Origin of the sequence: Streptomyces sp. NPDC004111 (assembly GCF_042874215.1) — a bacterium.
Lineage (GTDB): Bacteria > Actinomycetota > Actinomycetes > Streptomycetales > Streptomycetaceae > Streptomyces.
This window is the reverse complement of record NZ_JBIAMU010000001.1, coordinates 822,237-848,158: the sequence shown is the minus strand read 5'-3', so window position 1 is coordinate 848,158 and position 25,922 is coordinate 822,237. Positions and strand designations below refer to the sequence as shown.

Here is a 25,922-nt window from a genome sequence, read left to right as displayed (position 1 = left end):
TTCGCGACGACTCGCGATCAAGGGACGGTTCCGGCGCGCGAACGCCCCCCCCGGGGGCAGCCCGGTACCGCCTGAGGCTGCCCCCGGGGGCTCCCGGTCAGGAGTGTTCGCAGAGCACCAGACGGCGGGTCTCGTTGCGGTACCCGGCGCGCTCGAAGGCGGCGGCGGTCGGACGGTTCGTCACATCGGTGTCGGCGCGGATCTGCGGGGCCTCCGGCTCCGCCTCGGTCGCCAGGAACCTGGTGATCCAGACGAGGATCTCGTCCACGTACCCCTGGCCCCGGTGCTCGGGCAGGACGCCGAGGTAACCGACCACGGGACCGGCGGGGTTGAGCGAGGGGATGCCGAAGCCGACCGGCTCGCCCGACCCGTCACGGGCCACCCGCCACCAGGACCGCTCGCCGATCAGCTGCTCCTGGTAGAGCGCCACCTCGCCGCGGGCCTGCGCCTCGGCGCCGATCCGCTCGGCCTCCTTGCGGCTGCCCGCGTCGAGGGTGCCCTCCAGCACCCGCCGGAACAGATCGACGAAGACCTCGTCGTCGGGCTCGGGAGTGAAGGTCAGCCGGGACGAGGCCGGCTCCGGCAGCCCGTCCTGCGGCTTCCACTCGTAGCGCAGCCGCTCCACGCTGCCCGCCAGCCCCGCGGCCTCGGCCACCTCCCGCCGCCAGGACAGCGCCTCGGTCACCTCGGGCCTGTCGTGGAAGTCCCCGGGCAGGAAGATGTGGAACGCGGGCCGCTCGGCGGCCCCGGCAGCCGTGTACACCTCGTGCGCGGCGGTCAGCAACTCGGCCGCCAGAGAGACCCGTTGGTCCTGCGGGACGAGTACGTCGGCGACGTACACGGCGTCCAGGGCACCGGGTGTGGCCTGTGTCGGCAGCCCCCACCACACGGCGACCGCGAGCACGGGCCGGCCGGACGCGTCGGCGGGCCCCTCGGCGATCCAGGTCCACTCGGAACGGTACTGGCCGTCGGCGAGCTTGGTCCGGTAGAGATCGGCCGTCAGGGTGCTGGCCGGATCGGCGACGAGCAGCGGAAGGAAGCGTTCGAGGTCGGATTCGACGGCAGGACGGAAGGACGTGCGGGAAGAAGACGTACGGGAAGTCGTACGGGAACTCACTGTGCCTCCAGGGCGATGAAGCTGGAGGCGCCACCAGATCGGGCGGGTACCGCGGGAGTGCGGTTCAGTTGCCGGTCCGTCGTGCCCGCGCAGAGGCTGCGGGGGCGGCGGGGGCGATCCGGAGCGCCGGGTTCGGGGTGAACATCGCGGCCTCCCTTCTCTGTCGTGGCTTTTCGCCGTACGGACAAGGATCACCGGCCACCTGACCGGCGGCCGTCACAGTAGGCCCACCGGCCCGCCCGGCGCAAGGGAATTGCCGCGCCCCGGACAGGCAACGCCGGAGCCCGGAAACCCGTCCCCACCTGTACGGACAGGCACAAGGGGGACGCTGGTGGCACACGGTGGAGCAACGGCCGGAAGAGGCGGGCGGCCGACGGGGCGGTGGGAAGAACGCGTGCGTACGGCGCACGCGGCCGACGGAGCGGGCGGGGAACGCGTGAGCGCGGCGCACACGGCCGACGGAGCGGGCGGAGACCCCGTGAGCGCGGCGCACACGGCCGACACCGCCCTCCTGGGGACCGCGCCCTCGCACACCGTTCTCCCGGAGCAGGCCGGCACCACCCCCTTCGACGCGTCGGAACGCCTGGCCTGGGCCGGGCGCGCCGAGGCCTACGCGGGCAGCTTCGCCAAGCTGTGCGCCCACACGGCGCCGCCGCTGCTGGACGCCGCCGGGGTGCGGGCGGGCACCCGGCTCCTCGACGTCGGCACCGGCCCCGGCACCGTCGCCCGCGCCGCGTGCGAACGCGGCGCCGAGGTCACCGCCGTGGACCCCGAGCCCGGCATGGCCGCCCTCGCCGCGCGGACCGCGCCAGAGGCCCGCGTACACCTGGCATCGCTCCCGCGACTGCCCTTCCCCGACGGGGAGTTCGACGCGGTCGTCGCCAACTTCGTCCTCAACCACGTGGGCCGCCCCGCCGCGGCGCTGGCCGAACTGCGCCGGGTGACCCGCCCCGGCGGACACGTCGCGGTGACGATCTGGGCCGCCCCCGCCTCCTCCGGCCAGGCGCTGCTCGGGCGCGCCGTCCGGGCGGCCGGGGTCGTACGCCCCGCCCATCTGCCCGCCCTGGCACCGGAGGACGACTTCCCCCGTACCGAGGAGGGCTTCACCGCACTGCTCGCCGACGCGGGACTCTCCCGTCCCGCCTGCGCCACCCTTCGCTGGGACCACCGGGCGACGCCGCTGGAGTGGTGGAGCGGACCGGCCTCGGGGGTGGCGACGATCGGCCGGATCGTGGCGGGCGGTCCGCCGGAGGTGACCGCCCGGATCAAGCGGGAGTTCGACGTGCTGTGTGCGGAGTTCACCGGTCCGGACGGTGTGCTGGTGCTGCCGCACACGGCCCTGCTGGCCCACGGCCGGGCCTGACGCGGGCGGCGCGGGACGCAGGCCGCACGGCCGGCGCGGCCGTGCTCCCCCCCCCCAGCGATCGGTGCGGCTCCCGCGGCCCGTGCGGCCCCCGCGGCTTGTGTGCGCTACGCCGCGAAGCCGACGTTGGTGACGTACTCGTACTGACCCCACTGCGAGCCGAGGTCGACGATCGTGTCGTCCCAGGCCGCGTCCAGTTCCTGCCGGTCGTCGGCCGCCCAGGCGTCGACGATGCGCTCCCAGCGGCGGACGTTCAGCGAGCGGTGCTCGATGACGCGGGTCAGCCGCTGGTCGACGCCGGACTGGTTGAGGGGGTGGATCTCCACCCGGGTGCCGCGGCCTTCCCGGTGCAGCCGCTTGAGGAGGTGCTTGGCGACGTTCTGGCGGCGGACGAGGCGGTAGGCGGCGTCGATGCGGTCCAGGTTGGCCGCGGTGGGGCGGCGCTTGCCGTCCAGCCAGGCCTTGAGGGTGCGGTCGGTGACCGTGAGCCCCGCGTCGCGGGCCGCCTGCCGGGCGTGCGGGGTACGGGTGAGGTAGTGCAGCCGCGCCATCAGACCGCGCTTGGCGGTGACGGGGGTGGCGATGCCGCCCGCGAGCGCGTCGAGCTGGCGGGCGACGGCATCCGCGCCCTTGATGCCGCGGGCACCGAACTTCCCGAACTCGATGTTCTTCTCCGGCATCACCGCCTCCTCTCCGCTGTCCGCGGTACCGCTGCGCCCACCGCGCGCGGTACCGCTCGTGCCCCACAGCCTAAGGGCCCGCCGCCCCCGTCCCGGTTCAGGTCACGCGGTGGGCACGCCGAGCCCGGCCACGATGGCGCTGGTACGGGTGAACAGGGCCGTCGGGAAGTCGCTGTTGCAGTACTTGTTGCCGGTGGAGGTGATCCCGACCAGCTTGCCGCCGACGATGAGCGGGCCGCCCGAGTCGCCCCGGCAGATGCTGTCCTGGGTGCCGGCGGCGGGGGTCGTGCAGAGCTTCTGCGCCGGGGAGTCGTCGGGCTGCGTGTACGGCTCGCAGCCCTTCAGCGGCGACAGCACGACGCGCGCCGCCTTCAGCCGGACGCCGGGGGTGTCGGTCGCGGTGAGCCCCCAGCCCAGGGCGGTCGCGGACTTGCCGGACTTGAAGAGCGCGGAGTCCTTGGCCCCGGCGACCGGCAGGGGCTTGTACGGCATCGGCTTGGCCAGGGTAAGGACAGCCGCGTCGTAGGTGAACCTGGCCGCGTCGAACTTCGGGTGGATCTTGACCGAGACGACCTTGCGGACGGTGCCCTTGGTGGTGCGCAGATCGGTACGGCCCCCGACGACCTCGTAGGAACGGGCCGGCCCCTCCTCCTTGTCGACGCAGTGGGCGGCGGTCAGCACCTTGGTGGGGGCGATGAGGGTGCCGCCGCAGATGTGCTCGCCGCCGACGGCCCGCAGGGACATGGTGGACGGGTGGTCCGTGACGGTGGTGTTCTTGCCGCCGTGCACCGCGGCGGCGGGAGTCGCGGTGGCCACGAGTCCGCCGACGGCGGCGAGCGAGGCGGCGGCTGCGGTGAGGACGGCGGCCGTGGAACGGCGACGGTACGTCGGCACGAGGATTCCCCCCAGGGAAGTGTTCGCGCACGGACGGGTGGCGGGGCGGACTCCGGGTCCGGGCCCGGGTTTCCGCTGGTCACCGCCACCGCGGCCGTGCGAGGTTGCTCTGATCACTGATCATGACGGGCCCTGGGGTCACCGGGTTCCCTCCGACGGACACCGGTGTGAAGAATCGTCCGCCGCACGGCTACCGGATGTCGTCGATCTCCTGGAGCAGCCGCCGCTTGGGCCGGGTGCCCACCATCGACTTCACCGGCTCGCCGTCGCGGAAGAGGATGAGCGTCGGCGCGGCGAGCACGCCGTACGCGGCGGCCGTGCCGGGGCTGGCGTCCACGTCGACCTGGACGACCTTGAGCCGGTGGCCCTCCTCCTCGGCGACCGCGCTGAGCACCGGCGCGAGCTGCCGGCACGGGCCGCACCAGTCGGCGCCGAACTCCACGAGCACCGTGCGGTCGGCCCCGAGCACCTCGTCCGCGAAGTTCGCGTCCGTGACCTCGTCGACCCCTGCTGCCTTGAACATGTCGTCCCCTTCACCCGTCCTGTGGCTGGATTTCCTGCTCCTCGGCGCCCTCGGCGCCCTGCGCTCCGGAGTTCCGGCCGAGCTCGCAGAGCGGCACGGGCCCGTCCGGCAGTTCGGCCTCCGCGCGCAGCAGCTGAGCGCCCACCTGGTCCCGTACCGCCGTCAACTCGCCTATCAGTAGGTCGAGTTCGGCGAGCTTGCGCCGGTAGACGTCGAGCGAGGCGGGACAGGAGTCCCCGGCGGGGTGCCCCGCCTGGAGGCACTCCACGAAGGGCCTGGTCTCCTCCAGGCCGAAGCCGACGTCCTGGAGCGTGCGGATCTGTGCCACGAGCCGCAGGTCGTCGTCGCCGTACACGCGGTAGCCGTTGACCGCGCGCCGGGCGGGCAGCAGCCCCCGGGACTCGTAGTAACGCAGGGTCCGGGTGCTGACTCCAGCCTGTTCCGCCAGTTCGCCGATGCGCATGGAAACGACGCTAAACCTTGCCCCCGACGTCAAGGCAACGACGGCACCCCGGTTCCGGGGCGGCCCGCCCCGGGTCCGTTCACTCCGGTGAAACAACCACCGGGCACAATCCGCCCCCATGAAGCCCACTCACCTCAGGATCGAGGAAGTGCCCTGGGACGACCCCGACGCCCGTGCGCTGCGGGACCGGCAGCGGGCCGAGATCGCCGCACGGTACGGCACACCGGACAGCGAGCCCGGCACGGCACCGTCGGCGGCGGACATCGCGGTGTTCGTGGTCGCCCGCGAGGACGACGGGACGACGGGCGGCACCCCGGTGGGCTGCGCGGGCCTGCGCGACCTGGGCGACAGGACCGGCGAGGTCAAACGGATGTACGTCACCCCGGACCACCGGGGCACGGGAGCCGCCCCCCGGCTCCTGCGGGCCCTGGAGGAGTGGGCCGCGGACCGGGGCTGGCAGCGCCTGCGCCTGGAGACCGGCCTCGCCCAGCCCGACGCCGTCCGCTTCTACACCCGCTCCGGCTACCGGCCGATCCCCAACTTCGGGATCTACGAGGGCCTGGCGACCTCCCTCTGCTTCGAACGGGCCCTGGACGCACCACGGACGTAGGATGACCGCTCTTGCCGGGAACACGGGGCCCGGAGACGGGACGGGACGGATTCGTGGATTTCGCCGACGCGTCGTTCCTGCTGCCGGTCTCGGACGTCCTCCCCCGGTGGCGGGGAAGGGACGTCCTGGTCGCCGGGTGCGTCGAGCGCGGGCGCGTGCGTCCCGGTGACGACGTGGAGTTCGTCGGGTACGGGCGGCGGACGTCGGCGCGGGTCGGCGACATCGTCCTCCTGCGGGAACGCGTGGCCGAGGCGAGCACCGGCATGTCCGTCGGGCTGCTGTTCCCGGGGGCCGTGGCCGGGCTCGTGGAGCCGGGGCAGGTGGTCGCGGCACCCGGGGCGGTCGGTGCGCACCTCTCCTTCGCCGCTGACCTGGCACTGCTCTCGGAGGAGCACGGCGCCACCGAACTGCGCACCGGGGACGGTCTCGGCTTCCATCTGCGGACCGCCGTCGCGCGCGGCACCGTCGTGTTGCCCCGTGGGACGGACGTGCTCCACCCGTTGCACACCGCCGTGGTGACCGTCGTCCTCGAACGTCCCCTCGTGCTGGAGCCCGGTCAGGTCTTCGCCTTCCGGCAGCGCGGTCGTGCGGCGGGTTCAGGGACCGTGCGGCGGATCCTGGGGTGAGGGTGCGGCGGCCGGTACCAGGGCGGCCAGGTCCGCCCCCGCCCTCAGCAGTGCCAGGGAACGGGTCGCGATCAGGTCCAGGCGGGTGCGCAGCAGGTGTTCGGCCCGGTCCTGGCCCGCCGCGTCGCGCAGCGAGTCCATGACCTCGCGTACGGCGGGAATCGCGTAGCCCGCGGCGCGCAGCGCGGTGACGACGCGGGCCGCGTCGATCGCCGCGGGATCGTAGCGGCGGGCCCTGAGCGAGGTCACCCGGTCCGGGGCGATCAGCCCTTCCTGTTCCCAGAACCGCAGCGTGGAGGTCCGTACGCCCAGGGCTTCGGCGAGTTCCGTGATCGTCATCGTGTCGTCGGGGCGCCGGGGCTGCCGCGGGCTCTCCTGCCCGGGGTTCTCGGTGTGGGCTTCGGCCCGGATGGTGTGCAGTGCCCGCTGCGCGCGCAGCGTCTCCTCCCGCTCGCGCGCGAGCCCTGCGTGCACCGCGTTGACCGCGGCCACGGCCTCGTCGAGCGGCCGGGTCCGCAGTTCCGCGAGCAGGCGGCGGGCGGTACCGGGGCCGGCGGCTTCCGCGAGACCCCGGTAGGCGTGCAACGCCCGGACGTGCAGCGGGGTGTAGGAGCGGTAGCCGTTGCCCGCCCGGGGGGCGGGCGGGAGGACTCCCAGCCGTTCCAGGTCGCGCACCTGCTGCACCGAGTACCCGGTCTGCCCGGCCACGTCCACGGTCCTGAGCGGAGTACGTCGCGAATCGCTCACCGCCGTCCGCCCTCCTCTCCCACAACCCCACACAAGCACTTCAAGCCGATGCTTGAACCATGAGTACGAGTATGAACGAAGGCAAGGGCAGGAATCCGGGCGCGGACGGGGAGAGGGACATGGGTGTGGAGGAGGTCGTCGCGGCCGTGCGGGACCTCGCGGGCGTGCTCGTCGTCCGGCCGGGGCCTGGCAGCGAGCTTCCGGAACTGACCTGGGGCGACGTGTTCCTCTACTACGCCCCCGACGGGCGGATGCCGCGGAACGTCCAGCCGTACGCCACCGTCGTCACCAAGAACTACCCCGGCGACCTCGCCTCCGGCCTCGACGCTCCGGGGCGGCTGCGGGTGAACATCCAGGTGGGCCGTACGACGTTCCGCGAGCTGACCGGGGAGGAGCCGCGCTCCCTCGCCCGGCCCCGCGACCACGCGGCGACGGACCTGCTGATGCCGCACCCGGTGTACGGGACGGCCGGGTGGATCGCGGTCGTCAACCCGGGGCCGCGCACGGGCGGCCTGGTCGTACGGCTGCTGCGGGAGGCCCACGAGGCCGCCCGCGCCCGGTACGCACGGCGGAACGGAGAGAGCGGGCAGAGCGGACAAGGGCGCGGGCAGGAGGAGTAGCAGGAGCGGGGGCGGGTGCGAACCGTGGGCGTCGGCTACTCGCCCTTGCGCATCAGCAGATGCCCGCGGCGGAACCGCTCGCCCTCTCCCGGTTCGCGCAGCATCCGGCCGATCTCGACGAAGCCCGCCTCGCCCGCGAGCTTCGCGAGGTCGTCGACCGGCCACCGGTAGGCGGTGGTCACCTTGTGGTCGAAGGGCGTGACGGGGGCGCCCTCCGACTCGAAGAAGCCGAGCACGAGGTGGCCGCCGGGCGCGAGCACCCGGCGGAACTCGGCGAAGTACGGCGGCACGTCGCGCGGCGGGACGTGGATGAGCGAGTACCAGGACGCGATGCCGCTCAGCGTGTGGTCGGCCAGGTCCAGGGCGTCCATGGAGCCGATGTCGAAGCGCAGGTCCGGGTAGGTCTCGCGGGCGATGCCGACCATCACCGGGGACAGGTCGACACCGAACACGTCCAGGCCCAGGTCCCGCAGGTGCGCGGTCGTCCGGCCGGGGCCGCAGCCCAGTTCGGCAAGCAGGGACCCTAGGGCATCTCCCGGGGCCGGGCTCCGGTCTCGGCCACCGCACCGCGGCCGGCCCCCTGCCGCCCGGTCCGCAGGTTCCGCTGCCGCAGCAGCAGGTAGAGCGGCAGTCCGACCGAGGCGCCGAGCAGCGACCCGCACACCACCAGGACGCGCTGCCCCCGGCGCAACTCCGTGTCCACCACGGTCACCAGCACCACCAGCACCACCACGGAGACGATCACGTCCCAGCCGAAGAAGCTGCTGATCCGGTTCACGAAGAGCTCGTCGAGGAGCAGTCCGAAGTCCGGCCCGTGGTCGGCCAGCCAGGGCACCGCCTGCGCGTAGGGCAGCACGATCCCGGCCACCAGAAGCACCGCCCACAGAGCCTCCGCGCCCCGCCCACCCTGCCTCCCCATCAAGCCCACCGGCCTTCCCCCGTCGACTCCGCCTCCGGCCTTCCGAGGGTACGGCGCCACACCGACGGACCTCGAACGAAAGCTCGAACACGTCCTGAAAAGACCTGGGGTTCAAGGGAGTTGCTGGTGCTGGCACCAGGTTCGGGTGTGGGGGAGCCCGGATGGCCCGGTGGGGCGGCGCGCGGGACGCTGAGGTGGTCGCGACGCAGCGTGCACAGCGACGCCGAACACCGAACACGGGATCGGCACGTCCAGGCACCACGAGGAAGCAGGTTCATGTCCGGGAACAGGAAGAAGAACTGGTCCGTCGCGGCCGCGGTGGCGCTGGCGGCCTCGACGGCGCTGGCACTCGTGCCGTCCGCGTCCGCCGCCTCCCCCGCCGCGCCCGCCCCGCAGGCCCCGGCGGCCGGTGCGGCGGCGCTGGAGGGGGTGTGGCAGGGCGTCGGCTACCAGCGGTACGTGGCGGTGCACCGGGGCGTGCTGCGCAGTTACGAGTACTCGGCCGCCGGATGCCTGCCCGGCCGCTGGCAGCTGAGTGCGGGCCGGGCCGGGGGCGGGGCGGTGACCGGCGTGCCGTTCCGGGACGCCGACAGCGTCCGGCAGCTGTCGATGCGCGCCACCCCCGACGGCCGCGGCGCGCGGCTCACACCGGCCGGGTCGGTGGGCGAACAGCGGCTGCGGCGGGTCGCCGAGCTGCCCGCGGACTGTACACGCAAGCCCTCCGGCGACCCGGTGCACACCTTCGACACCTTCTGGTCGACGCTCCGCGAGAACTACCCGTTCCTCCGGGCCAAGGGCATCGACTGGGACGCGGCACGGGAGCGGTACCGGCCGCAGGTGCACCCGGGGACCACCGACGACGAGCTGTTCCGGATCCTGTCCGCGATGATCGAGCCGCTGCACGACATGCACACCCAGCTCGCCGACGGCACCGGCAAGCGCCGCACGCTCAACCTCCGCCCCGGGACGCCGTTCCCCACCGAGAAGTACCTGGCGGACGTGGAGGCGGCCACCCGGGCGCAGCTGCCGGAGAAGGTGCACAGCTTCGCCAACGGGAAGATCCAGTACGCCGACCTGAAGCAGGGCACCGGCCCCGGGCAGCACCTCGGCTACCTGCGCATCACCGGCTTCATCGCCTTCGCCGACGGCGACAGGCTCGACGCCGACGCGGACGCCGCCGCGCTGGACCGTGCCCTGGACGCCGTCCTCACCGAGCAGCGGACCCGTTCGCTCCGGGGCCTGGTCGTCGACCTCCGCTTCAACGGCGGCGGCGCGGACGCCCTGGGAACCCGGATCGCCGCCCGCCTCACCGACCGTACGTACACGGCGTACACCAAGTCGGCCCGCAACGACCCGCAGCGCCCGGACAGTTGGACCCCGGGGCAGCCGATCCGGGTGCACCCGGCGCCCGGCCCCCGCTACACCGGTCCGCTCGCCGTGCTCACCGGTCCGCTGACGATCAGCGCGGGCGAGTCCTTCACGCAGTCGCTGATGGGCCGCTCGCCCGCCCCGGTGCGCATCGGGGAGAGCACCCAGGGCGTCTTCTCCGACACGATGGACCGCGTCCTGCCCAACGGCTGGACGCTGACCGTGCCGAACGAGAAGTACGCCGACGCCAGGGGCCGGACGTACGACGGCACGGGCATCCCGCCCACCCACCGGGTGCCGGTGTACGCCCCGGCCGACCTGGCCGCGCTGCGCGACCCGGCGCTGACCCGGGCGGTGCGGGAACTGGGCGCCCGCTGAGACCGCCGCCCGGCGCCGGGGGCTCGCCACGCGGGCCTTCGGCGTGCGGGGCGCGGGGGCGGCGGGACACCCGGCGGGGCGGTGCGGGGCGCGGGTGTCAGCGCAGGGTGACTTCCACCGGGCCGTTGTACGTGGTCAGGGAGAGGACCGTCGGCGGGGTGCGCAGGGCGGCGTCCCCGGTGAAGAGCGCGCGGGCCGCGTCGAACGGGACCGCGTCCCCCGTCACCAACGCCACCCGGTCGCACCTCGTGCGCAGGGAGTCCGTCATGGCGTCGTCGCCCGACACGCCCACCCCCTCGCCCCAGACGTCCCAGGGCAGCGGCTCCACCTTGTTGAGGGCCGCGAGGTCCAGCCGCAGGACGTTCGCCATGAACCACTCCCCCGCCAGTTCACCGCCCGGCAGCCGTACGCCGAACGTCCTCGGGTCCGCCTCGCCCGCCCGGACCCGTCGCCAGGCCTCGCCGGAGACGAGGAACCGGTCGCGCGGCAGGTCCATCGGGTCGAAGTCGACGTGCTGGTGCTCGGCGGCGAACCGCGCGTCGGCCAGTTCGGCGTCCGCGAGGAGCCAGCGTTCGCGGGCCGCGTCCCAGTACTCGACGAGCGTGTGGTCGGTGTGGAAGCCGTCGGTGTCGAAGTAGTCGGCGAAGCCGAAGCGCAGCCGGGCGGGGACGCCCGCGTGCCGGAGCAGGGAGCAGTGCAGCAGTGCGAAGTCGCGGCAGACGCCCACGAACCGGTCGCCGGGTGCGCGCCGCCGGGTCAGCGGGGCGCCGTCGCGTGCCAGCAGCAGGCGCAGGATGCCGTCGAGGTAGCGGGTCTCGGCGTCGTGGTGCAGGCGCTCGGGCGGATGGGTGCAGTGGAAGAGGTTCTGCTCCATCCGATGGATCATCAGGTTCCTTACGGTGAGGGCGAGTTCGCCCACTCCGGAGGGGAGGCCGGCGAAGCGGGCGACGAGGGGCCCGGGGTCGGAGACGTCGCTCTGCGCGGTGTAGAAGGCGGCGGTGCGCGGCGCGAGACCGGCGCTGTGCTGCTGCATGGTGGGACCCCCCGGGAGGACGTTCGAACGCGATGCGCCCACACGCTGTCAGCGATTTCGCCCGAATGTCCAGCCGTGAGGTCCGCCCATGACGGACGGGCCGGGGCGGCCTGGTCGGGCCGTCAGCCCCGGCCGCCGCCGGTCCACAGGGAGGTGGGCAGGGGCTTGCCGGTCTCCGCGTACGTCTTGAGGTTGGACAGGACCATCGACCAGCCCTGCGACGCCTGCCGGAAGTCCGCCTCGTCGCGCAGGTTCTCGTGGGTGACGGTCAGCCGGACGGTGTCGCCGTGCGGCTTGAGGTCGAAGGTGACCTGCGAGGTGCCCTCCGCGCTGTCGTCACCGGGGGCGGCCCAGGTGGTGACCAGGCGCCGGGGCGGCTCGGCCTCGACGACGACGCCCACGACGTCGGCGATGCCGGAACCGTCCACCCGGCGGTGCTCCCAGGGCGATCCGGGCTGCCAGTCGGAGACGTTCTGGTGGCCCCAGTACGTGGCCGACGCCTCGGCGTCGGTCAGGCACTCCCAGACCTTCTCGGGGGTGGCCTCGATGTACAGGGTGTAGACGAACGCGGGCTTGGGGGAAGGGGTGCTGGAGGTGCTCATGGCGGACTCCGCTTTCTGTTTCAGTGCGCTCAACCCGCGCAGCCGGGGCTCTTCGAACCGGCCGATCCACCGCTCCTGGATCTCGTGGAGCGGTACGGGGTTGAGGTAATGGAGTTTCTCCCGGCCCCGCTTGACCGAACTGATGAGGTTCGCCGCCTCCAGGAGACCCAGGTGCTGGGTCGCCGACTGGCGGGTCATCGTCACGTTCGCGCAGAGCTCGGCCAGGGTCTGGCCGTTGTCCTCGCGCAGGCGGTCGAGCAGAAGCCGTCGGGTCGGGTCGGCCAGGGCCTTGAAGACCTTGTCCATGTCGCTGCTCACCCCTCCATCATGCAGGCAAATGCCTGCATGTCAAAGAGAGGGGGCGGCGGCACCGCGCACAGCGGCCGACCCGCATCCGCCCTCACCCCTCCACGGCTACGCGGGCCGTCGCGCCACCCAGACCGTCCGGCTCGTACGGACCGTGAGGTCGTCGCGGCGGCGCACGTCGTGCGGGCCGTCCTCGTCCAGCAGCGCGTCGAGCGTGGCCAGGTCGTCCGCGTCCAGGCGCTCCGCCAGCCCGGTGCGCAGCCGCCCCAGGGTGCCTCGCGCGTACTCGCCCGTGGCGGCGGGCAGCGGCTCCGTCAGATCGACGACGAAACGGCGCTCGGCCTCGACCGTGAAGCCCGCCCCCGCCAGCCGCACGCCCCAGTCGTCGCCGAGGTGCGGCACGTCGGAGGAGTGGGACTCCTCCACGGCGGCGTGCAGCCGCGCCTCCAGACCGGGCCTGCCCAGCTCCGGGCCCAGGTCGTCGGGCAGGAAGCGCGGGAACGGCGTCGAGTCCATTTCCGCCGCGACCAGCAGGCCGCCGGGGCGGAGCGCGGCGAGCACCTCGGTGAGGGAGCGGTCGGGGTCCGCCATGTGGTGGAGCGAGGCGGAGGCCCAGATCAGGTCGACGGAGTCGAGGCCCCCGGGCCACCCCTCGTCGAGGTCGGCCCGCACGGTGCGCACCCGGCCGTCCTTGATCCCGGCCTCGCGGACCTTCTCCGCGAGCCGCTCCAGCATCGAGTCGGACATGTCGACGGCCACCGCCTCCGCCTCCTCGAACCGCGCGAGCAGCGCCCGGGTGCCGGTGCCGGTGCCGGCGCCCAGGTCGACGATCCGGCGCGGCGGCGCGTCGGCGGTCAGCTGTTCGAGCCAGCCCATGAGTTCGGAGAGGTACGAGCCGAGGACCTCGGCGTCGAGCTCCAGGAGTTCCGCGAGGACGGCCTCGGCCGCCGCGTCGGAGGGGAAGCCGTGCCCGTGGTCGTGACCGTGGTCATGGCCGTGACCGTGGCCCTGCCGGTGACCGTGGGCGTGGCCTTCGTGCTGGTGGCCTTCGTGGTTCCGCTGGTTTTCCTGCTGCTGATTTCCCATGCCACGAGCGTACGACCGCCTTGCGCCTACCGCATACAATCTTGCCTATGACGCAAGACGGAGAATTGGACGACCTGGTCCGCAAGCGCCTGAGGGGGCTGCGGCTGGCCAAGGGCTGGTCGCTCGACGAGCTGGCCGCCCGCTGCTATCTGAGCCCTTCCACGCTGAGCCGCATCGAGACGGGCCACCGCCGGATCGCCCTGGACCAGCTGGCCCCGCTGGCCCGTGCGCTCGGTACCAGTCTGGACCAGCTGGTGGAATCCACCACCGACGACGACGTGGTGATCCGGCCGCACCGGGACGAGGACCAGGGCAGGACCACCTGGCTGCTCAACCGCGACTCCGGCCCGAGCGGCTTCACCGTGGCCAAGCTCCGGGTCACCAAACCGGCCCCCCGGGGCGGCGACGCGGAACTGCGGGTGCACCCCGGCAAGGACTGGCTGACCGTGCTGTCCGGGACCGTGGAGCTGGTCCTGGGCGACCGGACGATCCTGGTCGAGACGGGTGAGGCGGCCGAGTTCTCGACGATGATCCCGCACGCGTTCGGCGCGCACGGCGGTCCGGCGGAACTGCTCTGCATCCTCGACCACGACGGCCGCCGCACCCACCTCAGGCCGTCGACGTAGCCCCCGGTCCCCGGTCCTGCGGGCCGGCCGGACCGTCCGGGCCCGCCGGCAGGGCCGCCTCCATCCGGCGGCGCAGATGGGCCCGCTCGGGTTCGGTGCCGGCGAGGTCGAGTGCCAGCCGGTAGGCCGCCGCCGCCTCGGGCAGCCTGCCGAGCCGGAACAGCAGGTCGCCCCGGGCCGCCTGGTAGGGGTGGTGGCCGCGCAGCTGGGGTTCGCCGGCCAGCGCGTCGAGCAGGGTCAGCCCCGACTGCGGGCCGTCCCGCATGGCCACCGCCACCGCCCGGTTCAGCTCGACGACCGGGGACGGGGTGAGGACGCGCAGGACGTCGTAGAGCGCCACCAGTTGGGGCCAGTCGGTGGTGGCGAGGTCGGCGGCCTCGTCGTGCAGGGCGGCGATGGCGGCCTGCACCCCGTACGGTCCCGGCGGGCCGCCGGTCAGCGCGACGACCACCAGGTCGCGCCCCTCCTCGATCATGGGGTGGTCCCAGCGGGCCCGGTCCTGGTCCTCCAGCAGGACGAGTGCGCCGTCGGGTCCGGTCCTGGCGGCGCGGCGCGCGTGGATGAGCAGCATCAGGCCGAGCAGTCCGGCGACCTCGCGCTCGGCGGGCATCAGCCGGCGCAGGATGCGGGCCAGCCGGATGGCCTCCTCGGCGAGGTCGGTGCGCAGCAGCTGCGGGCCGGAGCTGGCCGCGTAGCCCTCGGTGAAGACCGAGTAGACGACCTGGAGCACCCCGGGCAGCCGTTCGGGCAGCTCGTCGGCGCCGGGGACGCGGAACGGAATGCGCGCCTCCCGGATCTTCTTCTTGGCCCGGACGATGCGCTGGGCCATCGTCGCCTGCGGGACGAGGAAGGCGCGCGCCACCTCGGGGGTGGTGAGCCCGGCGAGGCAGCGCAGGGTGAGCGCGGTGCGGTCCTCGGCGGCGAGTGCGGGGTGGGCGCAGGTGAAGAACATCTGGAGGCGCTCGTCCGGCAGTCCGCCGTCCCCGTCGGCGGCCGACGGGGCGGGGGCGGCCCGGTCCGCCTCCACCTGGAGGACGGCGAGCCGGGCCGCGTACGTCCGGTCCCTGCGCAGCCGGTCGACGGCCCGGCGCCGCGCGGTGGTCAGCAGCCAGGCGCCGGGCCTGGCCGGCACCCCGTGGACCGGCCAGTGCACCAGTGCCGCCTCGACGGCCTCGGAGGCCACGTCCTCGGCCAGGTCGAGGTCGCCGTACCGGTGGACGAGGGAGGCCAGCAGCCGGCCGCGCTCCTCGCGGAACACCGACTCCACCGAGGTGTGGGCGGCCGGACGCCCGGCCGCTCCGCCGCCCGCCGGGCGGCCCGTCCCCTCGCCCGGCACCGTCAGGCCCCGAAGTCGGCGACCGGCCGGACGACGACCGAACCGCTGCCCCGTGCACCGGGGCACCGCGCGGCCCAGTCCAGCGCCACGTCCAGGTCGGGTACGTCGATGACGTAGAACCCGCCGAGCACCTCCCGGCTCTCGGCGAACGGCCCGTCGGTGACGCTCCGCCTCCCGTTCTCGTCCACCCGCACGGTCGTCGCGGTGACCAGGTCGGCGAGCGACTCGCCGGCCACCAGGATCCCCGCGTCCTGAACCTCCTTGTCGTACGCCATCCAGTCCTCGACGGTGCACTCGGCGGCCCCGCCGTTCTCGTCGATCGCCCCGGCGTTGATCAGCAGCATGTACTTCATGGTCCGACTCCTGTCAGGTCCTGTGGTGCCATGTTCCCCGCCACGGCGCACCGCCGCGCGGGTCCCTTCACCATGACGACGAACGGACCGGGACCGGATCGACAGCCCCTCGGAACTTTTTTCCGCGAACCTGCCGGGCGGGCCGTGCCGGGCGGTCCCGGGCGGCCGTTCAGCCCGTGTGCAGGCGGTGGGCGGTCCGGCGGGTCCACCACAGGCCGGCGGCGGCGGTCAGCAGTTGGCAGAGCAGGTGGACGGGACCGTACGCCCCGCGGCCGATGGCGGTGATCAGTACGGGGGCGGTCAGCAGCAGGGCGGCCAGCGGGCCGCGGGCGTACCAGAGGGCGGCCTGCCAGGGGCCGGTGCTGCCCATCGGGGTGTGGGTGCCGATGAGGACGTGGACCGGCATGATGCCGCGGTACGAGCTGACCAGGGCCGCCGCCGTCATCGCCGGGACGGACCCGACGAGGGCCGCCAGGCCGGGGGTGCGGTGGCCGGTGAGCACGCACACCGCGGCGCCCAGGGCGAGGACGGTCAGCAGGAGCGTGCCGGGGACGACGGCGTGCCGGGTGGCCGTGGCCCTGGCGGTCCAGGGGAGGTTGGCGGAGCGGCGGATGTCGTCGCTCTCCAGCCGCGCGGGCTCGGTGAGCTGGGCCGCCGCGAGGTAGGCGGCGACGAGTGCCGCCAGTGCCGTCAGCTGCTGCGCGGACGTTCCCCGGGAGGGCGCGGCGGCCGTGAGGACCACCGCGGTCACCGCCCAGACGGCGGCACGCACCAGCCGCCCCGGGTGGCGCAGCAGCGAGGTCGCGTCGCGCCACGGTACGAGGAGGCGGGGGCTGCGCGGCACGGGCAGCCGCACCGCAGGGCGAGAACCGCGCTCCCGCAGCGCGGGGACGCCCGCCCGCGCCTGGCGGAGGTCCAGTACGAAGAGGGAGGTGCCGACCCGGGAGGCGACCACCGCCCGGTGGCGGAGCGCGGCCAGCGGGATGCGCGGGAGGTCGCGGAGGGCGAGCAGCACTACGGGGACCAGGGCCAGAACGGTCAGGGCGGTGGCCGCCGCCCAGCCCGTCGCCGGGCCGCCGAGTGCCGCGACCAGCGGCTGTACCGCCCAGCCCCACGGGCCGGACCAGAGCAGCAGTTGCCCGGTCGTACCCGTGCCCGCGTCGGCACCCCGTACCGTCGCGGCGACCGCGGCGGCCAGGCCGGCGGCCGTGAGCGTCCAGCCCAGGGCGAGGACGGTCACGGCGTGCCGTGCCACCCAGGCCGTCCGGCGCTCGACGAGCACACCGACCGCGCAGCCCGCGAGGGCCGTCGCGCCTCCCGCCCAGGCGCCCGCCGCCGTGAGCAGCGGCCAGGGGGCCGCCGTGCCGGGACCTTGGAGCAGAAAACCGGTGAGACCGCCGAGCAGGAGGCCGGCCGTCCCGGACAGCAGGGCGGAGGCCCTCAGTCGTGACCGCAGCAGCCCGGTCCGGTCCACGGGTGTGGGCAGCAGCCAGGTCGTGGTCGGCAGGTCGAACAGCACCGGTCCCCGCCACATCGCCCCGCGTGCCGTGAGCAGCAGGACGGCCAGCAGGAGCGGCGGCGCCAGGGCGGGCAGCGCGGCCGACACGTGCTCGGCGAGTGCGCCGCGTCGGGCGGCGGTCCCGGTCTCGAACCCGGTTCCGCTTCCGCTTCCGGCTCCGGCTCCGGCTCCGGCTCCGGCGAAGCGGGCGAGGGCGGGGATCACCCACCACGCGCCCAGCAGGGCGAGGACGTACAGCGTCAGGCCGACGCTCTTGCGCTTCTCCTGCCGGGAGTCGGTGCGGGCGCGGTGGAGGTGGGCGAGGGCCGCTTCGGTGGCGCCGGCCTTCAAGCCGTTTCCCGGTCTCCGGCGCCCGCGGCGGCGGCCGGGTCCGCGGTGGCGGCCTCGTCCGCGGCGGCCGGGTCCGCGGCCGTGGTCGCGCCCTCGGCCGATTCCGCTTCGGTGGCCGTCCCCGTATCCGGCCCCGTCTCCGTCCCCGTCTCCGCGTCCAGTTCCACCACCCGGTCGGCGACCGCGCTCAGCGCGGGGTGGTGGGTGGCCAGGAGCACCGCGACCCCGGCGTCCCGGTGCGCGGCCACCCTCCGCGCCAGCTCCCGCCGGGCCTGGGCGTCCAGCCGCTGTTCGGGCTCGTCGAGCACCAGCAGGTCGTGCGGCCTGACGAAGGCGGCGGCGAGCAGCAGCGCCTGCGTCTGGCCCGAGGACAGCGCCGAGGGGAGTACGTCGGCGTGGCCGGACAGCCGGTGGTGCGCCAGCACCTCGTCGACGGCCGGGTCCGCCCCGTCGGCCAGGCCGTGGCCGAGCGCGATCAGCATGAGGTGTTCCCGTACGGTCAGGTCGGGATAGAAGGCACCGGCGTCCATCACCGTCGCGATGCGCACACGGGCGGTGGCCGAGTCCTCGTCGAACGGGTCGCCGTCGAAGAGCACGGTGCCGGAGGTGGGTGTCTCGCGGCCCGCCGCCATCCGCAGCAGGGTCGACTTCCCGGAGCCGTTCTCGCCGACGAGGGCGACGCACTCCCCCGGCGCGACGCTCAGCGACACGGTGTCGAGCACCACGCGGTCCCCGTAGCTGCGGCTGACATCACGCAGGTCCAGCAGGGGCCGGGCGGCGGCGGTTTCGCCGGGGCGGGTGTCCATGTCGCGGTGCTTCCCCCTCGTACGGCCCTCCTCGGCGGCCACCGGGCGAGCGGCGACGACCGGTGGTGACCGGCGACCTTGATCGAACATTCGCTCGTGACGTTACACGGGGCGCAGGGGACGCACGGGCCGGGCGGTGGGGTCCCGTATGTGTCCGTCGCGTATCAGCGGGTGCTCGATCGGCCGTCGAAGTGGGCGGGCGGGCGCGCCCGCACCAGTGCAGAAGCGTCGCTTCCCGTGCCCCCTCTCCTCGACGTACACCGCCCTGAACTGGGGTTTCGCAGAGGAGTCGGCCATCCGGAAGAGCGGAGTCCGCCGGCTGCCCGGTGTCGTGGCGGGCCCGGGAGTCTGCCGTATCGTTCCGTTGCGGTCACCGGCCGCCGACGTACCGCCGGGGCCGTCGCCCCCGCCCGAAGCCCGCCCGGTATCCGCGAACTGGAGACCCGCCACCGTGTCCTCGCCCCACCCGTCCCCGGCCCCGGCGCAGCCCGCCCGGGTGCTGCTGGTGGAGGACGACGACCTGATGCGCCGCTCCTTCGCCGTCGCGCTCGACCGCTACGGCTACGAGGTGACGGCCGCCCCCGACGGGCTGACCGGGCTCGAACTCTTCCGCGACCACGGTTTCGACCTGCTGATCCTCGATGTGATGCTGCCCGGCCTGGACGGGATCGGGCTGTGCCGCCGGGTCCGCGAGACCAGCCTCGTGCCCGTACTGATGATGTCGGCGCGCGGCGACGGGCTCGACGTCGTCGCAGGGCTGGAGGCCGGGGCGGACGACTACGTGGTCAAGCCGGTGGACACCTACGTCCTGGTGGCCCGCATCCGCTCGCTGCTGCGGCGCGCCACCTACGCCCCGACCGAGGGACCCGGCCCTTCCGGCCCGCCCGGCGACGGGTCCGGCGGCCCGGCCGAGGGGGCCGCCCCGTCCACCGGGGGCGAACTGCTGGTCTTCGGCGACCTGACCATCGACACCGGCGGCCTGGAGGTCGCGCTGGCCGGAACGCCGGTGGCGCTCACCCCCACGGAACTCAAGCTCCTCCTCGAATTCGCCGCCCACCCCGGCGTCGTACGGGAACGGCACACCCTGCTGCGCAACGTCTGGGAGTACGGCTGGGACGGGGACAGCCGGGTGGTCGACCTGTGCGTGCAGCGGCTGCGCAAGAAGCTGGGCCGGGACCGGATCGAGACGGTCCGCGGCTTCGGCTACAAGCTGAGGCGCTGAGCGGGATGCGTCCGCTGCGCCGCGTGCGGCAGGGCCGTCGTATGCCCCTGCGCTGGAAGATCGCCTCGCTGGCCGGGGCCACCGCCTGTCTGGTGGTGACGGTGGTGGGTGTGCTGGTGCACGTGTGGTCGGTCAACGACGTACGCGAGCGGGCCGAACGGGAGGCGTTCAACGGGGTCTACTCCGCGATGGGCACCTACCGGGCCACCGGCGCCCTGGCCGGCGGTGCCGAACTCGACCCCGCCGAACTCCCCGCCGCCCTGCGGCAGCCGGCCGACGGCGACCGCCACACAACCTTCGACGAACGGGTCGAGGGCAACTCGGGGCCGAGCGTGTGGGCCGCCCAGCGGGTGGCCGGACCGGGCAGCCCGGTACTGGCCCTGCGCGTCAACATGGGCACGGACCTGTACGGGGTGCGGCGACTCGACATGATCATGGTGGGGGCCTCGCTGGTCTCCCTCGCGGCGGTCCTGCCGCCGGCGGTGTACGGGGCCGGGCTGATCGCCCGCAGGCTGCGCAGGGTGTCCGAGACGGCGACCCGCATCTCGGCCGGGGACCTGGACGCCAGGACGGGGCCGGCCAGGGGCGGCGACGAGGTCGCGGACATCGCCGCGGCCGTCGACACGATGGCCGACACGCTCGGCCGACAGCTGCGCGCCGAACGGCAGTTCACCGCGGACGTCGCCCACGAACTGCGCACCCCCGTCGGCGGCCTGCTGGCAGCGACCGACCTGCTGCCGCCCGGCGAGACGGAGGACCTGCTCAGGCAACGGGTGCGCGATCTGCGGGGCCTGGTCGAGGACCTGCTGGAAATCTCCCGACTGGACGCGGGCGCGGAAGAACCGGTCCGGGCGAGGGTGCCACTGGACGAGGTCGTCCGCGAGGCGGTGGCCAGGACGGGGCTGGGCGGGACGACGGAAGTACTTGTACGGAAGCCGGGAATCACGGCCACAACCGGCACCGGGAGCGAGGGCGCGCCGGGGGCGGACGCGAGGGACCGGGTACACCTGTCGGACCCGGCGGACCCGTCGGACCCGGCGCACCCGGCGCACCCGGCGCACCCGGCGCACCCGGACAGTTTGGTCCGCCCGAACGGCCCGGTGGACCCGACCACGCCGCAGCTCGGCCCGGCCGACGCGCCCGGTCCGGCGCTCGCTCCGGCCGACGCGCCCGGTCCGCCGCTCGCCCCGGCCGACGCGACCACACCACCGCCAGGCCCGGTCCGCCCGACCAGCCCTGCCGACCCGAACGGGCTGGCCAACCCGCCCGATCAGACCCACCCGAACGACAGGGCGCTCCCGGCCGACCCACCGACCAGACCCGTCCACACGGCCAACCCGCCCGATCAGACCCACCCGAACGACAGGGCGCTCCCGGCCGACCCACCGACCAGACCGGTCCACACGGCCAACTCGACCGACCAGGCCCGCCCAAACGGCCCGGCGCTCCCCGCCGACCATCCGACCAGACCGGTCCATCCGACCAGCCCGTCGCTCGGGCAGCTACGCGGAACCACCCCAGCCGACCCGACCAGCCCTGCGCTCCCCACCGACCCATCAACCGCCCCGGCCCACCCGACCGGCCCGGCGCTCGCCACCGACCCATCGACCGACCCCGCCCACCCGGCCGACCCACCGCCCCCCGCCGACCCAGCTCTCGGGCTGGTGGAGACCGATCCGCGTCGGCTGGAGCGGATCGTGGGCAATCTTGTCGTCAACGCCCACCGGCACGGCGCCGCCCCGGTGCAGGTCACCGTCGAGGGCCGGACCGTCGTCGTGCGCGACCACGGCCCCGGATTTCCCCCGGAGTTGCTGCTCGAAGGGCCGCGCCGGTTCCGTACCGGCGCGGTCGAACGCGGCACCGGACACGGGCTCGGTCTGACCATCGCCCTGGGGCAGGCCCGGCTGCTCGGTGCCCAGCTGCACCTGGCCAACGCGGCCGGCGAGGGCAAGGGCGCCGTTGCCACCCTGCGCCTGCCCGGCTGACCCGGCCCCCTCCCCCGCCCCTCGACCCCCCGGTCCCGCGACCCGCCGCACAACCGCCGCGTGCCTGAGCCCTCGTCGATACGAAGCGGCTCAGGCGCCGATACGTTCCGCCGACACCCTTCGGAGTGCATCCGTCCGCACCCGAAGAGGAGTCCCCCCATGACCCGTGAACGCCTCGCGTCGAGCCCGCCCGACCAGCCGGGACCGGCACACCCGCCGCACTCGTCCGGCACCACCGGCACCCCCGGCATCGCCGCCGCCACCGTCGGTCTGACCAAGGTCTACGGCCGTGGCGACACCCGGGTCGTCGCGCTGGACCGCGTCGACATCGCCTTCCGGGAGGGCGAGTTCACCGCGATCATGGGGCCGTCCGGCTGCGGCAAGTCCACGCTGATGCACTGCGCGGCGGGGCTCGACTCGTTCGACGCGGGATCGGTGCGAATCGGCGGTACGGAGCTGTCCGCGCTCGACGACCGGCGGCTCACCGAACTGCGCCGCGACCGGATCGGTTTTGTCTTCCAGGCGTTCAACCTGGTCCCGACGCTGACCGCGCTGGAGAACATCACGCTGCCGTCCGCCATCGCGGGCCGGCGGCCCGACCCGGAGTGGCTGGAGCGGGTGGTGGCCATGGTCGGGCTGTCCGGGCGGCTCGGGCACCGGCCGGGACAGCTCTCCGGCGGCCAGCAGCAGCGGGTCGCGGTGGCCCGTGCCCTGGTCTCCCGGCCCGCGCTCGTCTTCGCCGACGAACCCACCGGCAACCTCGACTCCCGTGCCGGCGCCGAAGTCCTGGGCTTCCTGCGCGATTCGGTGCGCGAGTTGGGGCAGACCGTCGTGATGGTCACCCACGACCCGGTGGCCGCGGGCTACGCCGACCGCGTCGTCTTCCTCTCCGACGGCCGGCTGGTCGACGAGATGGCCCACCCCACCCCGGACCGGGTGCTGGACACGATGAAGAGCCTCGACCACCGCCTCCGTACCACTGACGACCCACTGACGACCCACTGACGCCGCACGCCCACGGACCTCGCAGGCCCACGGACCTCGCAGGCCCACGCCCGCTCCGCGCGCGCCCGCGCACACCTCTCCCGTCCACATCTCCCGTCCGGACGGACAACCTCCCGGAAGCTCTCCCTCCATGCTGCGAACCACCCTGCGCAACCTCCTCGCGCACAAAGCCCGGCTGGCCATGACCGTCCTCGCGGTCTGTCTCGGGGTCGCCTTCGTCTCCGGCTCCCTGGTCTTCGCCGACTCCACCACCGCCGCCTACCGCGCCTCACTGACCGCGAACCGCGCCGGGGTCGCGGCCACCGTGGAGCCGAAGTTCGTCCCCGGCGCCCCCTCCGACGGCGGGCGTACGGCGCTCGACGACGCGCTCGTGGCACGGCTGGCCGCCGTGCCCGGGGTCGCCGGGGCGCGTCCGCTGGCGGACGGTTCGGTGACGCTGGCCGCCAAGGACGGCACCCCGCTGCGCGCCGACAACCGGACGGGGAAGCTGGCCGCGGCCGTCCTCCCGGGCGCCGACGGCACCGACTCCCGCTACCCGCTCCACTCCGGCCGCGCCCCGCGCACCAGCGGCGAAGTGGCCCTCGACCGGGGCACCGCGGAGGCCGGCGGGTACGCGCTCGGCGACACCGTCACCCTCGCCGTCGACGGCCCCGTACTGCGCAAACGCCTCGTCGGCACCGTCACCACCCACGACACCCGGATCACCTCGGGCGGCACCCTGGCGTTGTTCGACCGTGCCACCGCGCAGCGGCTGTTCGCCTCCCCGGGCCACTACACCGGCATCGAACTGTCCGCCGCCCCCGGCACCGACCAGGTCGAACTCACCCGGCGGGTCGAGCCGTTGCTGCCCGCCGACCGCGCCGAGGTCGTCAGTACGGCCGCGCAGGTGAGCCGGCAGTCCGTATTCGTCGACACCAGGACCAGGAGCTACGCACGGCCGCCCCTGATGTTCGCCGCGGTCTCGCTCTTCATCGGCACGTTCCTGATCGTCAACACCTTCACCATGCTTCTCGCCCGCCGCTCCCGCGAGATCGCTCTGCTGCGCGCGATCGGTGCAACCCGGCGCCAGGTGGTCCGCTCCGTGCTCGTCGAGGCCGCCGCGGTCGGCCTGGTGGCCTCGGTGACCGGCTTCGGGCTCGGGCTCGCGGTCGCCGCCGCGCTGCCCTCCGTACTCGGCGGCGACGCGAACCGGCTCCCCGCGGGCCCCCTGGTGATCGGCCCCGCGCCGGTCCTCGCGTCCCTCTTCGTCGGCGTCGGCGTCACCGTGCTGGCCGCCTGGCTGCCGTCGCGCCGCGCGGCCCGGATCGCGCCCGTCGAGGCGATGCGCACCGCCGGGCAGGCGCCCTCCGCACTCCGGTCGCGGGTACGGGGCGCGGGCGGCACGGTCCTCGCCGTCGCGGGGGCGGCCCTGCTCGTCTCGCTGGGCGGTGCGCGGGACGCGTCCGAGGAGAACCTGCGGACGGCGATGCTGGGTTGCGGCCTGCTGACCGTCGGGGTGCTGCTGCTGGCCCCGCTGCTGGCGGGCCCGGCGGTCCGGCTCCTGGCACGTCTCGCCGCCCCGCTGTCCGCACGGTTCGGCGCCCGGTCCGGTGTGGTGGGCGTGCTCGCCCGGGAGAACGCCCGGCGCGATCCGCGACGTACCGCGGCCACCGCCGTGTCCCTGATGATCAGCACCGCGCTGGTCGCGGGCCTCGCCGTCATCGGCCACTCCTCCGCCCGCGCCCTGGACTCCCAGGCCGCCGCCGGGCTCGCCGCGGACTACGTGATCGGCACCGGCACCACCACGACCGCCGTCGACGCGGCGGGCGCACGGCGGGTCGCCGAGGTGCCCGGCGTACGCACCGCGTCCGCCGTCGCCGACTCCACGATCACGCTCGGCGGTTCCGTCAAGTCGGTTGCGGGCGTGGACCCGGCGACGCTGGCCGACGTCGTACGGCTCGACTTCGTCAGCGGCTCGGCGAAGGACCTCGGGCCGGGACGGATCGCCGTCTCCGCAAGCACCGCGCGGGAACGCGGGATCGGCGCCGGCGACCGCGTCGAGGCCTCCATCGGCCCCCGGTCCGGCACGGCCGACACCGCCCGGCCCGCCACCGTCGTCGGCGTGTACGAGGACAACCCGACCGCCGGCGACGCCCTCGCCGACCGGTCCGACGTACAGCGCCACGGCTTCCTGCCCGGCTCCGTCCAGCGGATCCTGGTCACCACCGACGACCACGCCACCTCCCCCGCCCTGGAACGCCGGCTGCGCACCGCCGTCGGCGACAGCCCGCTCGTCAAGGTCCAGGACCGCGCCCGGCTGGTCGCCGAACAGGCGGGCACGGCAGGCGAGTTGATGACGCTGATGTTCGGCCTGCTCTCGCTGGGCACGGTGATCTCCGCGCTCGGCATGGTCAACACCCTGGCCATGTCGGTCGCCGAACGCACCCGGGAGATCGGTGTGCTGCGCGCCATCGGCCTGGACCGGGCGGGCGTCCGGCGGATGATCCGTCTCGAATCGCTGGCCGTCGCCGCCTTCGGCACCCTTCTCGGGCTGGCCCTCGGGCTCTTCGGCGCCTGGCGGATCAGCGGCCTGGCCAACGGGGCGATCCCGCAGTACTCCTTCTCGCTGCCCTGGGGCACCCTCGCCCTGACCGTCGTCCTGGCCCTCGCGACGGGTGTGGCGGCGGCAGCCGTACCGGCCCGGCGGGCGGCGGCACTCGGCCCACTGCGGGCGGTGGCCGACGCCTGACCCGGGCGGTGGCCGACGCCCGATCCGGTCCTTGGCCGACGCCTGACCCCGGACTGCCGGGGAAAGCGGGCCTCAGCCCGGCCCGCGCAGTGCCGCGAGCAGCCCGTCCACCATCGCCGTCTGTACGTCCTCGGGGAAGCGCGCCGGGTCGAAGAGCGCCTGCACCACCAGCCCGTGGACGAACGCGACTGCAGTGGCGGCGAGTTGCTCGGGGTCGGCGTCGGCGGGGAGTTCGCCCAGGTCGCGGGCGGCCTCGAAGGGGGGCACCAGGGTGCCGCGCAGCCGGGTGTAGCGGGCGGCCTGGTCCTCGCTGAAGCCCTCGTCGGCGAGGGCCAGGTCCCAGGAGCTGACCCAGATGCGGTTGCGGCCGGTGTCGTCGGGGCCGAACGGGAGGATGTCGAGGAGCATCGCCCGTACGGTGGCCAGGCCCTCGGCGGAGGGCGTGCGGCGGGGGCGTTCGGCGGTGCGCTTCTCCAGGACGGCCAGGGCGTGCGCGATGAGGGCGCGCTTGGTCGGGAAGTAGTGCATGAGCATCCCGGTGGAGACGCCCATGGCCTTCGCGACGGCTCGCAGCGTCAGCCCGCCGAACCCCTTGTCGGCGAGGACCTCCCACACCGCCTTCGATACGTCCTCACGGCGGGCTTCACGGTCTCCTGGTGCAGGTGGCATGCTGCTAC

Annotated in this window: 25 protein-coding genes and 2 pseudogenes; 11 read left to right on the top strand and 16 right to left on the bottom strand. The window is 74.3% G+C overall.

The annotated features are described in order from the left end of the window. Positions 1-97: 97 nt before the first annotated feature. A complete protein-coding gene (locus tag ACFYVL_RS03770) occupies positions 98-1,117 on the bottom strand; it encodes a GNAT family N-acetyltransferase (protein ID WP_389241139.1) in 1,020 nt (339 codons plus the stop codon). Positions 1,118-1,628: 511 nt separating this feature from the next. On the opposite strand from ACFYVL_RS03770, the gene ACFYVL_RS03765 reads away from it, so the two are divergent. Further along, on the top strand, positions 1,629-2,480 hold the full coding sequence (locus ACFYVL_RS03765; protein WP_389241314.1) for a class I SAM-dependent methyltransferase: 852 nt from the start codon (positions 1,629-1,631) through the stop codon (positions 2,478-2,480). Between the two features lie 107 nt (positions 2,481-2,587). Here ACFYVL_RS03765 and ACFYVL_RS03760 read toward each other — a convergent pair whose 3' ends face one another. The 4 genes from ACFYVL_RS03760 to ACFYVL_RS03745 all read right to left on the bottom strand — a co-directional run bounded on the left by ACFYVL_RS03760 (position 2,588) and on the right by ACFYVL_RS03745 (position 5,040). Next, positions 2,588-3,160: a transcriptional regulator gene (locus tag ACFYVL_RS03760; protein WP_389241138.1), complete on the bottom strand. Its 573-nt coding sequence runs from the start codon at positions 3,158-3,160 to the stop codon at positions 2,588-2,590. A gap of 102 nt (positions 3,161-3,262) precedes the next feature. Continuing rightward, entirely contained in the window at positions 3,263-4,054 is a 792-nt protein-coding gene (locus ACFYVL_RS03755) for a S1 family peptidase (RefSeq protein WP_389241137.1), read from the bottom strand. Positions 4,055-4,244: 190 nt separating this feature from the next. Beyond that, positions 4,245-4,577 (bottom strand): thioredoxin, encoded by a 333-nt coding sequence (trxA, locus tag ACFYVL_RS03750; RefSeq protein WP_389241136.1) that lies wholly within the window; start codon positions 4,575-4,577, stop codon positions 4,245-4,247. Positions 4,578-4,587: 10 nt separating this feature from the next. Beyond that, on the bottom strand, positions 4,588-5,040 hold the full coding sequence (locus tag ACFYVL_RS03745) for a MerR family transcriptional regulator (protein WP_389241135.1): 453 nt from the start codon (positions 5,038-5,040) through the stop codon (positions 4,588-4,590). A gap of 118 nt (positions 5,041-5,158) precedes the next feature. On the opposite strand from ACFYVL_RS03745, the gene ACFYVL_RS03740 reads away from it, so the two are divergent. Together ACFYVL_RS03740 and ACFYVL_RS03735 are read left to right on the top strand one after the other, a co-directional pair. Further along, positions 5,159-5,650, top strand: coding sequence for a GNAT family N-acetyltransferase (locus tag ACFYVL_RS03740; RefSeq protein ID WP_389241134.1), 492 nt, complete (start codon positions 5,159-5,161; stop codon positions 5,648-5,650). Between the two features lie 53 nt (positions 5,651-5,703). After that, a complete protein-coding gene (locus ACFYVL_RS03735; protein ID WP_389241133.1) occupies positions 5,704-6,276 on the top strand; it encodes a hypothetical protein in 573 nt (190 codons plus the stop codon). Here the strand turns inward: ACFYVL_RS03735 and ACFYVL_RS03730 are convergent. After that, positions 6,247-7,023 (bottom strand): MerR family transcriptional regulator, encoded by a 777-nt coding sequence (locus ACFYVL_RS03730; protein WP_389241132.1) that lies wholly within the window; start codon positions 7,021-7,023, stop codon positions 6,247-6,249. The two genes, ACFYVL_RS03735 and ACFYVL_RS03730, sit on opposite strands and share 30 nt — an antisense overlap. A 125-nt stretch (positions 7,024-7,148) precedes the next feature. On the opposite strand from ACFYVL_RS03730, the gene ACFYVL_RS03725 reads away from it, so the two are divergent. Further along, positions 7,149-7,643, top strand: a complete 495-nt coding sequence (locus tag ACFYVL_RS03725) for a DUF6194 family protein (protein WP_389241313.1) — start codon at positions 7,149-7,151, stop codon at positions 7,641-7,643. Between the two features lie 35 nt (positions 7,644-7,678). On the opposite strand, the gene ACFYVL_RS03720 is transcribed toward ACFYVL_RS03725, so the two are convergent. Together ACFYVL_RS03720 and ACFYVL_RS03715 are read right to left on the bottom strand one after the other, a co-directional pair. Further along, the gene (locus tag ACFYVL_RS03720; protein WP_389241312.1) at positions 7,679-8,161 is read right to left on the bottom strand and encodes a class I SAM-dependent methyltransferase; all 483 of its coding nucleotides are present in this window, start codon (positions 8,159-8,161) and stop codon (positions 7,679-7,681) included. Between the two features lie 5 nt (positions 8,162-8,166). Then, positions 8,167-8,562: a DUF2834 domain-containing protein gene (locus ACFYVL_RS03715; RefSeq protein ID WP_389241131.1), complete on the bottom strand. Its 396-nt coding sequence runs from the start codon at positions 8,560-8,562 to the stop codon at positions 8,167-8,169. Between the two features lie 276 nt (positions 8,563-8,838). Between ACFYVL_RS03715 and ACFYVL_RS03710 the strand changes: the two genes are divergently transcribed. Further along, positions 8,839-10,308, top strand: a complete 1,470-nt coding sequence (locus ACFYVL_RS03710) for a S41 family peptidase (RefSeq protein ID WP_389241130.1) — start codon at positions 8,839-8,841, stop codon at positions 10,306-10,308. A gap of 97 nt (positions 10,309-10,405) precedes the next feature. Here the strand turns inward: ACFYVL_RS03710 and ACFYVL_RS03705 are convergent, their stop codons facing one another. From ACFYVL_RS03705 to ACFYVL_RS03695, 3 genes are all read right to left on the bottom strand, one after another. Then, positions 10,406-11,341: a transglutaminase domain-containing protein gene (locus ACFYVL_RS03705; RefSeq protein WP_389241129.1), complete on the bottom strand. Its 936-nt coding sequence runs from the start codon at positions 11,339-11,341 to the stop codon at positions 10,406-10,408. 122 nt (positions 11,342-11,463) lie between these two features. Then, on the bottom strand, positions 11,464-12,249 hold the full coding sequence (locus ACFYVL_RS03700; protein WP_389241311.1) for an ArsR/SmtB family transcription factor: 786 nt from the start codon (positions 12,247-12,249) through the stop codon (positions 11,464-11,466). A gap of 108 nt (positions 12,250-12,357) precedes the next feature. After that, positions 12,358-13,335 (bottom strand): class I SAM-dependent methyltransferase, encoded by a 978-nt coding sequence (locus ACFYVL_RS03695; protein WP_389241128.1) that lies wholly within the window; start codon positions 13,333-13,335, stop codon positions 12,358-12,360. 47 nt (positions 13,336-13,382) lie between these two features. Between ACFYVL_RS03695 and ACFYVL_RS03690 the strand changes: the two genes are divergently transcribed. Next, a complete protein-coding gene (locus ACFYVL_RS03690; protein ID WP_389241127.1) occupies positions 13,383-13,961 on the top strand; it encodes a helix-turn-helix domain-containing protein in 579 nt (192 codons plus the stop codon). On the opposite strand, the gene ACFYVL_RS03685 is transcribed toward ACFYVL_RS03690, so the two are convergent. The 4 genes from ACFYVL_RS03685 to ACFYVL_RS03670 form a co-directional block, all read right to left on the bottom strand. After that, positions 13,945-15,297, bottom strand: a complete 1,353-nt coding sequence (locus ACFYVL_RS03685; RefSeq protein ID WP_389241126.1) for an RNA polymerase sigma factor — start codon at positions 15,295-15,297, stop codon at positions 13,945-13,947. The two genes, ACFYVL_RS03690 and ACFYVL_RS03685, sit on opposite strands and share 17 nt — an antisense overlap. Before the next feature lie 2 nt (positions 15,298-15,299). Beyond that, positions 15,300-15,650, bottom strand: a complete 351-nt coding sequence (locus ACFYVL_RS03680; RefSeq protein WP_389241125.1) for a YciI family protein — start codon at positions 15,648-15,650, stop codon at positions 15,300-15,302. A 169-nt stretch (positions 15,651-15,819) separates the two neighbouring features. Continuing rightward, positions 15,820-17,499: a DUF6297 family protein gene (locus tag ACFYVL_RS03675; RefSeq protein ID WP_389241124.1), complete on the bottom strand. Its 1,680-nt coding sequence runs from the start codon at positions 17,497-17,499 to the stop codon at positions 15,820-15,822. Further along, a complete protein-coding gene (locus ACFYVL_RS03670; protein WP_389241123.1) occupies positions 17,496-18,395 on the bottom strand; it encodes an ATP-binding cassette domain-containing protein in 900 nt (299 codons plus the stop codon). Before ACFYVL_RS03670 ends, ACFYVL_RS03675 begins: the two co-directional genes overlap by 4 nt. 433 nt (positions 18,396-18,828) lie before the next feature. On the opposite strand from ACFYVL_RS03670, the gene ACFYVL_RS03665 reads away from it, so the two are divergent. The 5 genes and pseudogenes from ACFYVL_RS03665 (at position 18,829) to ACFYVL_RS03645 (ending at position 25,245) form a co-directional block, all read left to right on the top strand. Next, positions 18,829-19,527 carry a response regulator transcription factor gene (locus ACFYVL_RS03665; protein WP_389241310.1) on the top strand — a complete coding sequence of 233 codons (699 nt, stop codon included), beginning with the start codon at positions 18,829-18,831 and terminating at the stop codon, positions 19,525-19,527. A 5-nt stretch (positions 19,528-19,532) separates the two neighbouring features. Further along, positions 19,533-20,348 (top strand): annotated as a pseudogene (locus ACFYVL_RS03660) (HAMP domain-containing protein); the annotation flags it as partial. Positions 20,349-21,191: 843 nt separating this feature from the next. Then, a pseudogene (locus tag ACFYVL_RS03655) lies at positions 21,192-21,512 on the top strand (sensor histidine kinase); the annotation flags it as partial. 159 nt (positions 21,513-21,671) lie between these two features. Further along, entirely contained in the window at positions 21,672-22,517 is an 846-nt protein-coding gene (locus ACFYVL_RS03650) for an ABC transporter ATP-binding protein (RefSeq protein ID WP_389241122.1), read from the top strand. A gap of 130 nt (positions 22,518-22,647) precedes the next feature. Beyond that, positions 22,648-25,245: an ABC transporter permease gene (locus tag ACFYVL_RS03645; protein ID WP_389241121.1), complete on the top strand. Its 2,598-nt coding sequence runs from the start codon at positions 22,648-22,650 to the stop codon at positions 25,243-25,245. A 72-nt stretch (positions 25,246-25,317) separates the two neighbouring features. Here ACFYVL_RS03645 and ACFYVL_RS03640 read toward each other — a convergent pair whose 3' ends face one another. Beyond that, on the bottom strand, positions 25,318-25,914 hold the full coding sequence (locus ACFYVL_RS03640) for a TetR/AcrR family transcriptional regulator (protein WP_389241120.1): 597 nt from the start codon (positions 25,912-25,914) through the stop codon (positions 25,318-25,320). Positions 25,915-25,922: the final 8 nt, after the last annotated feature.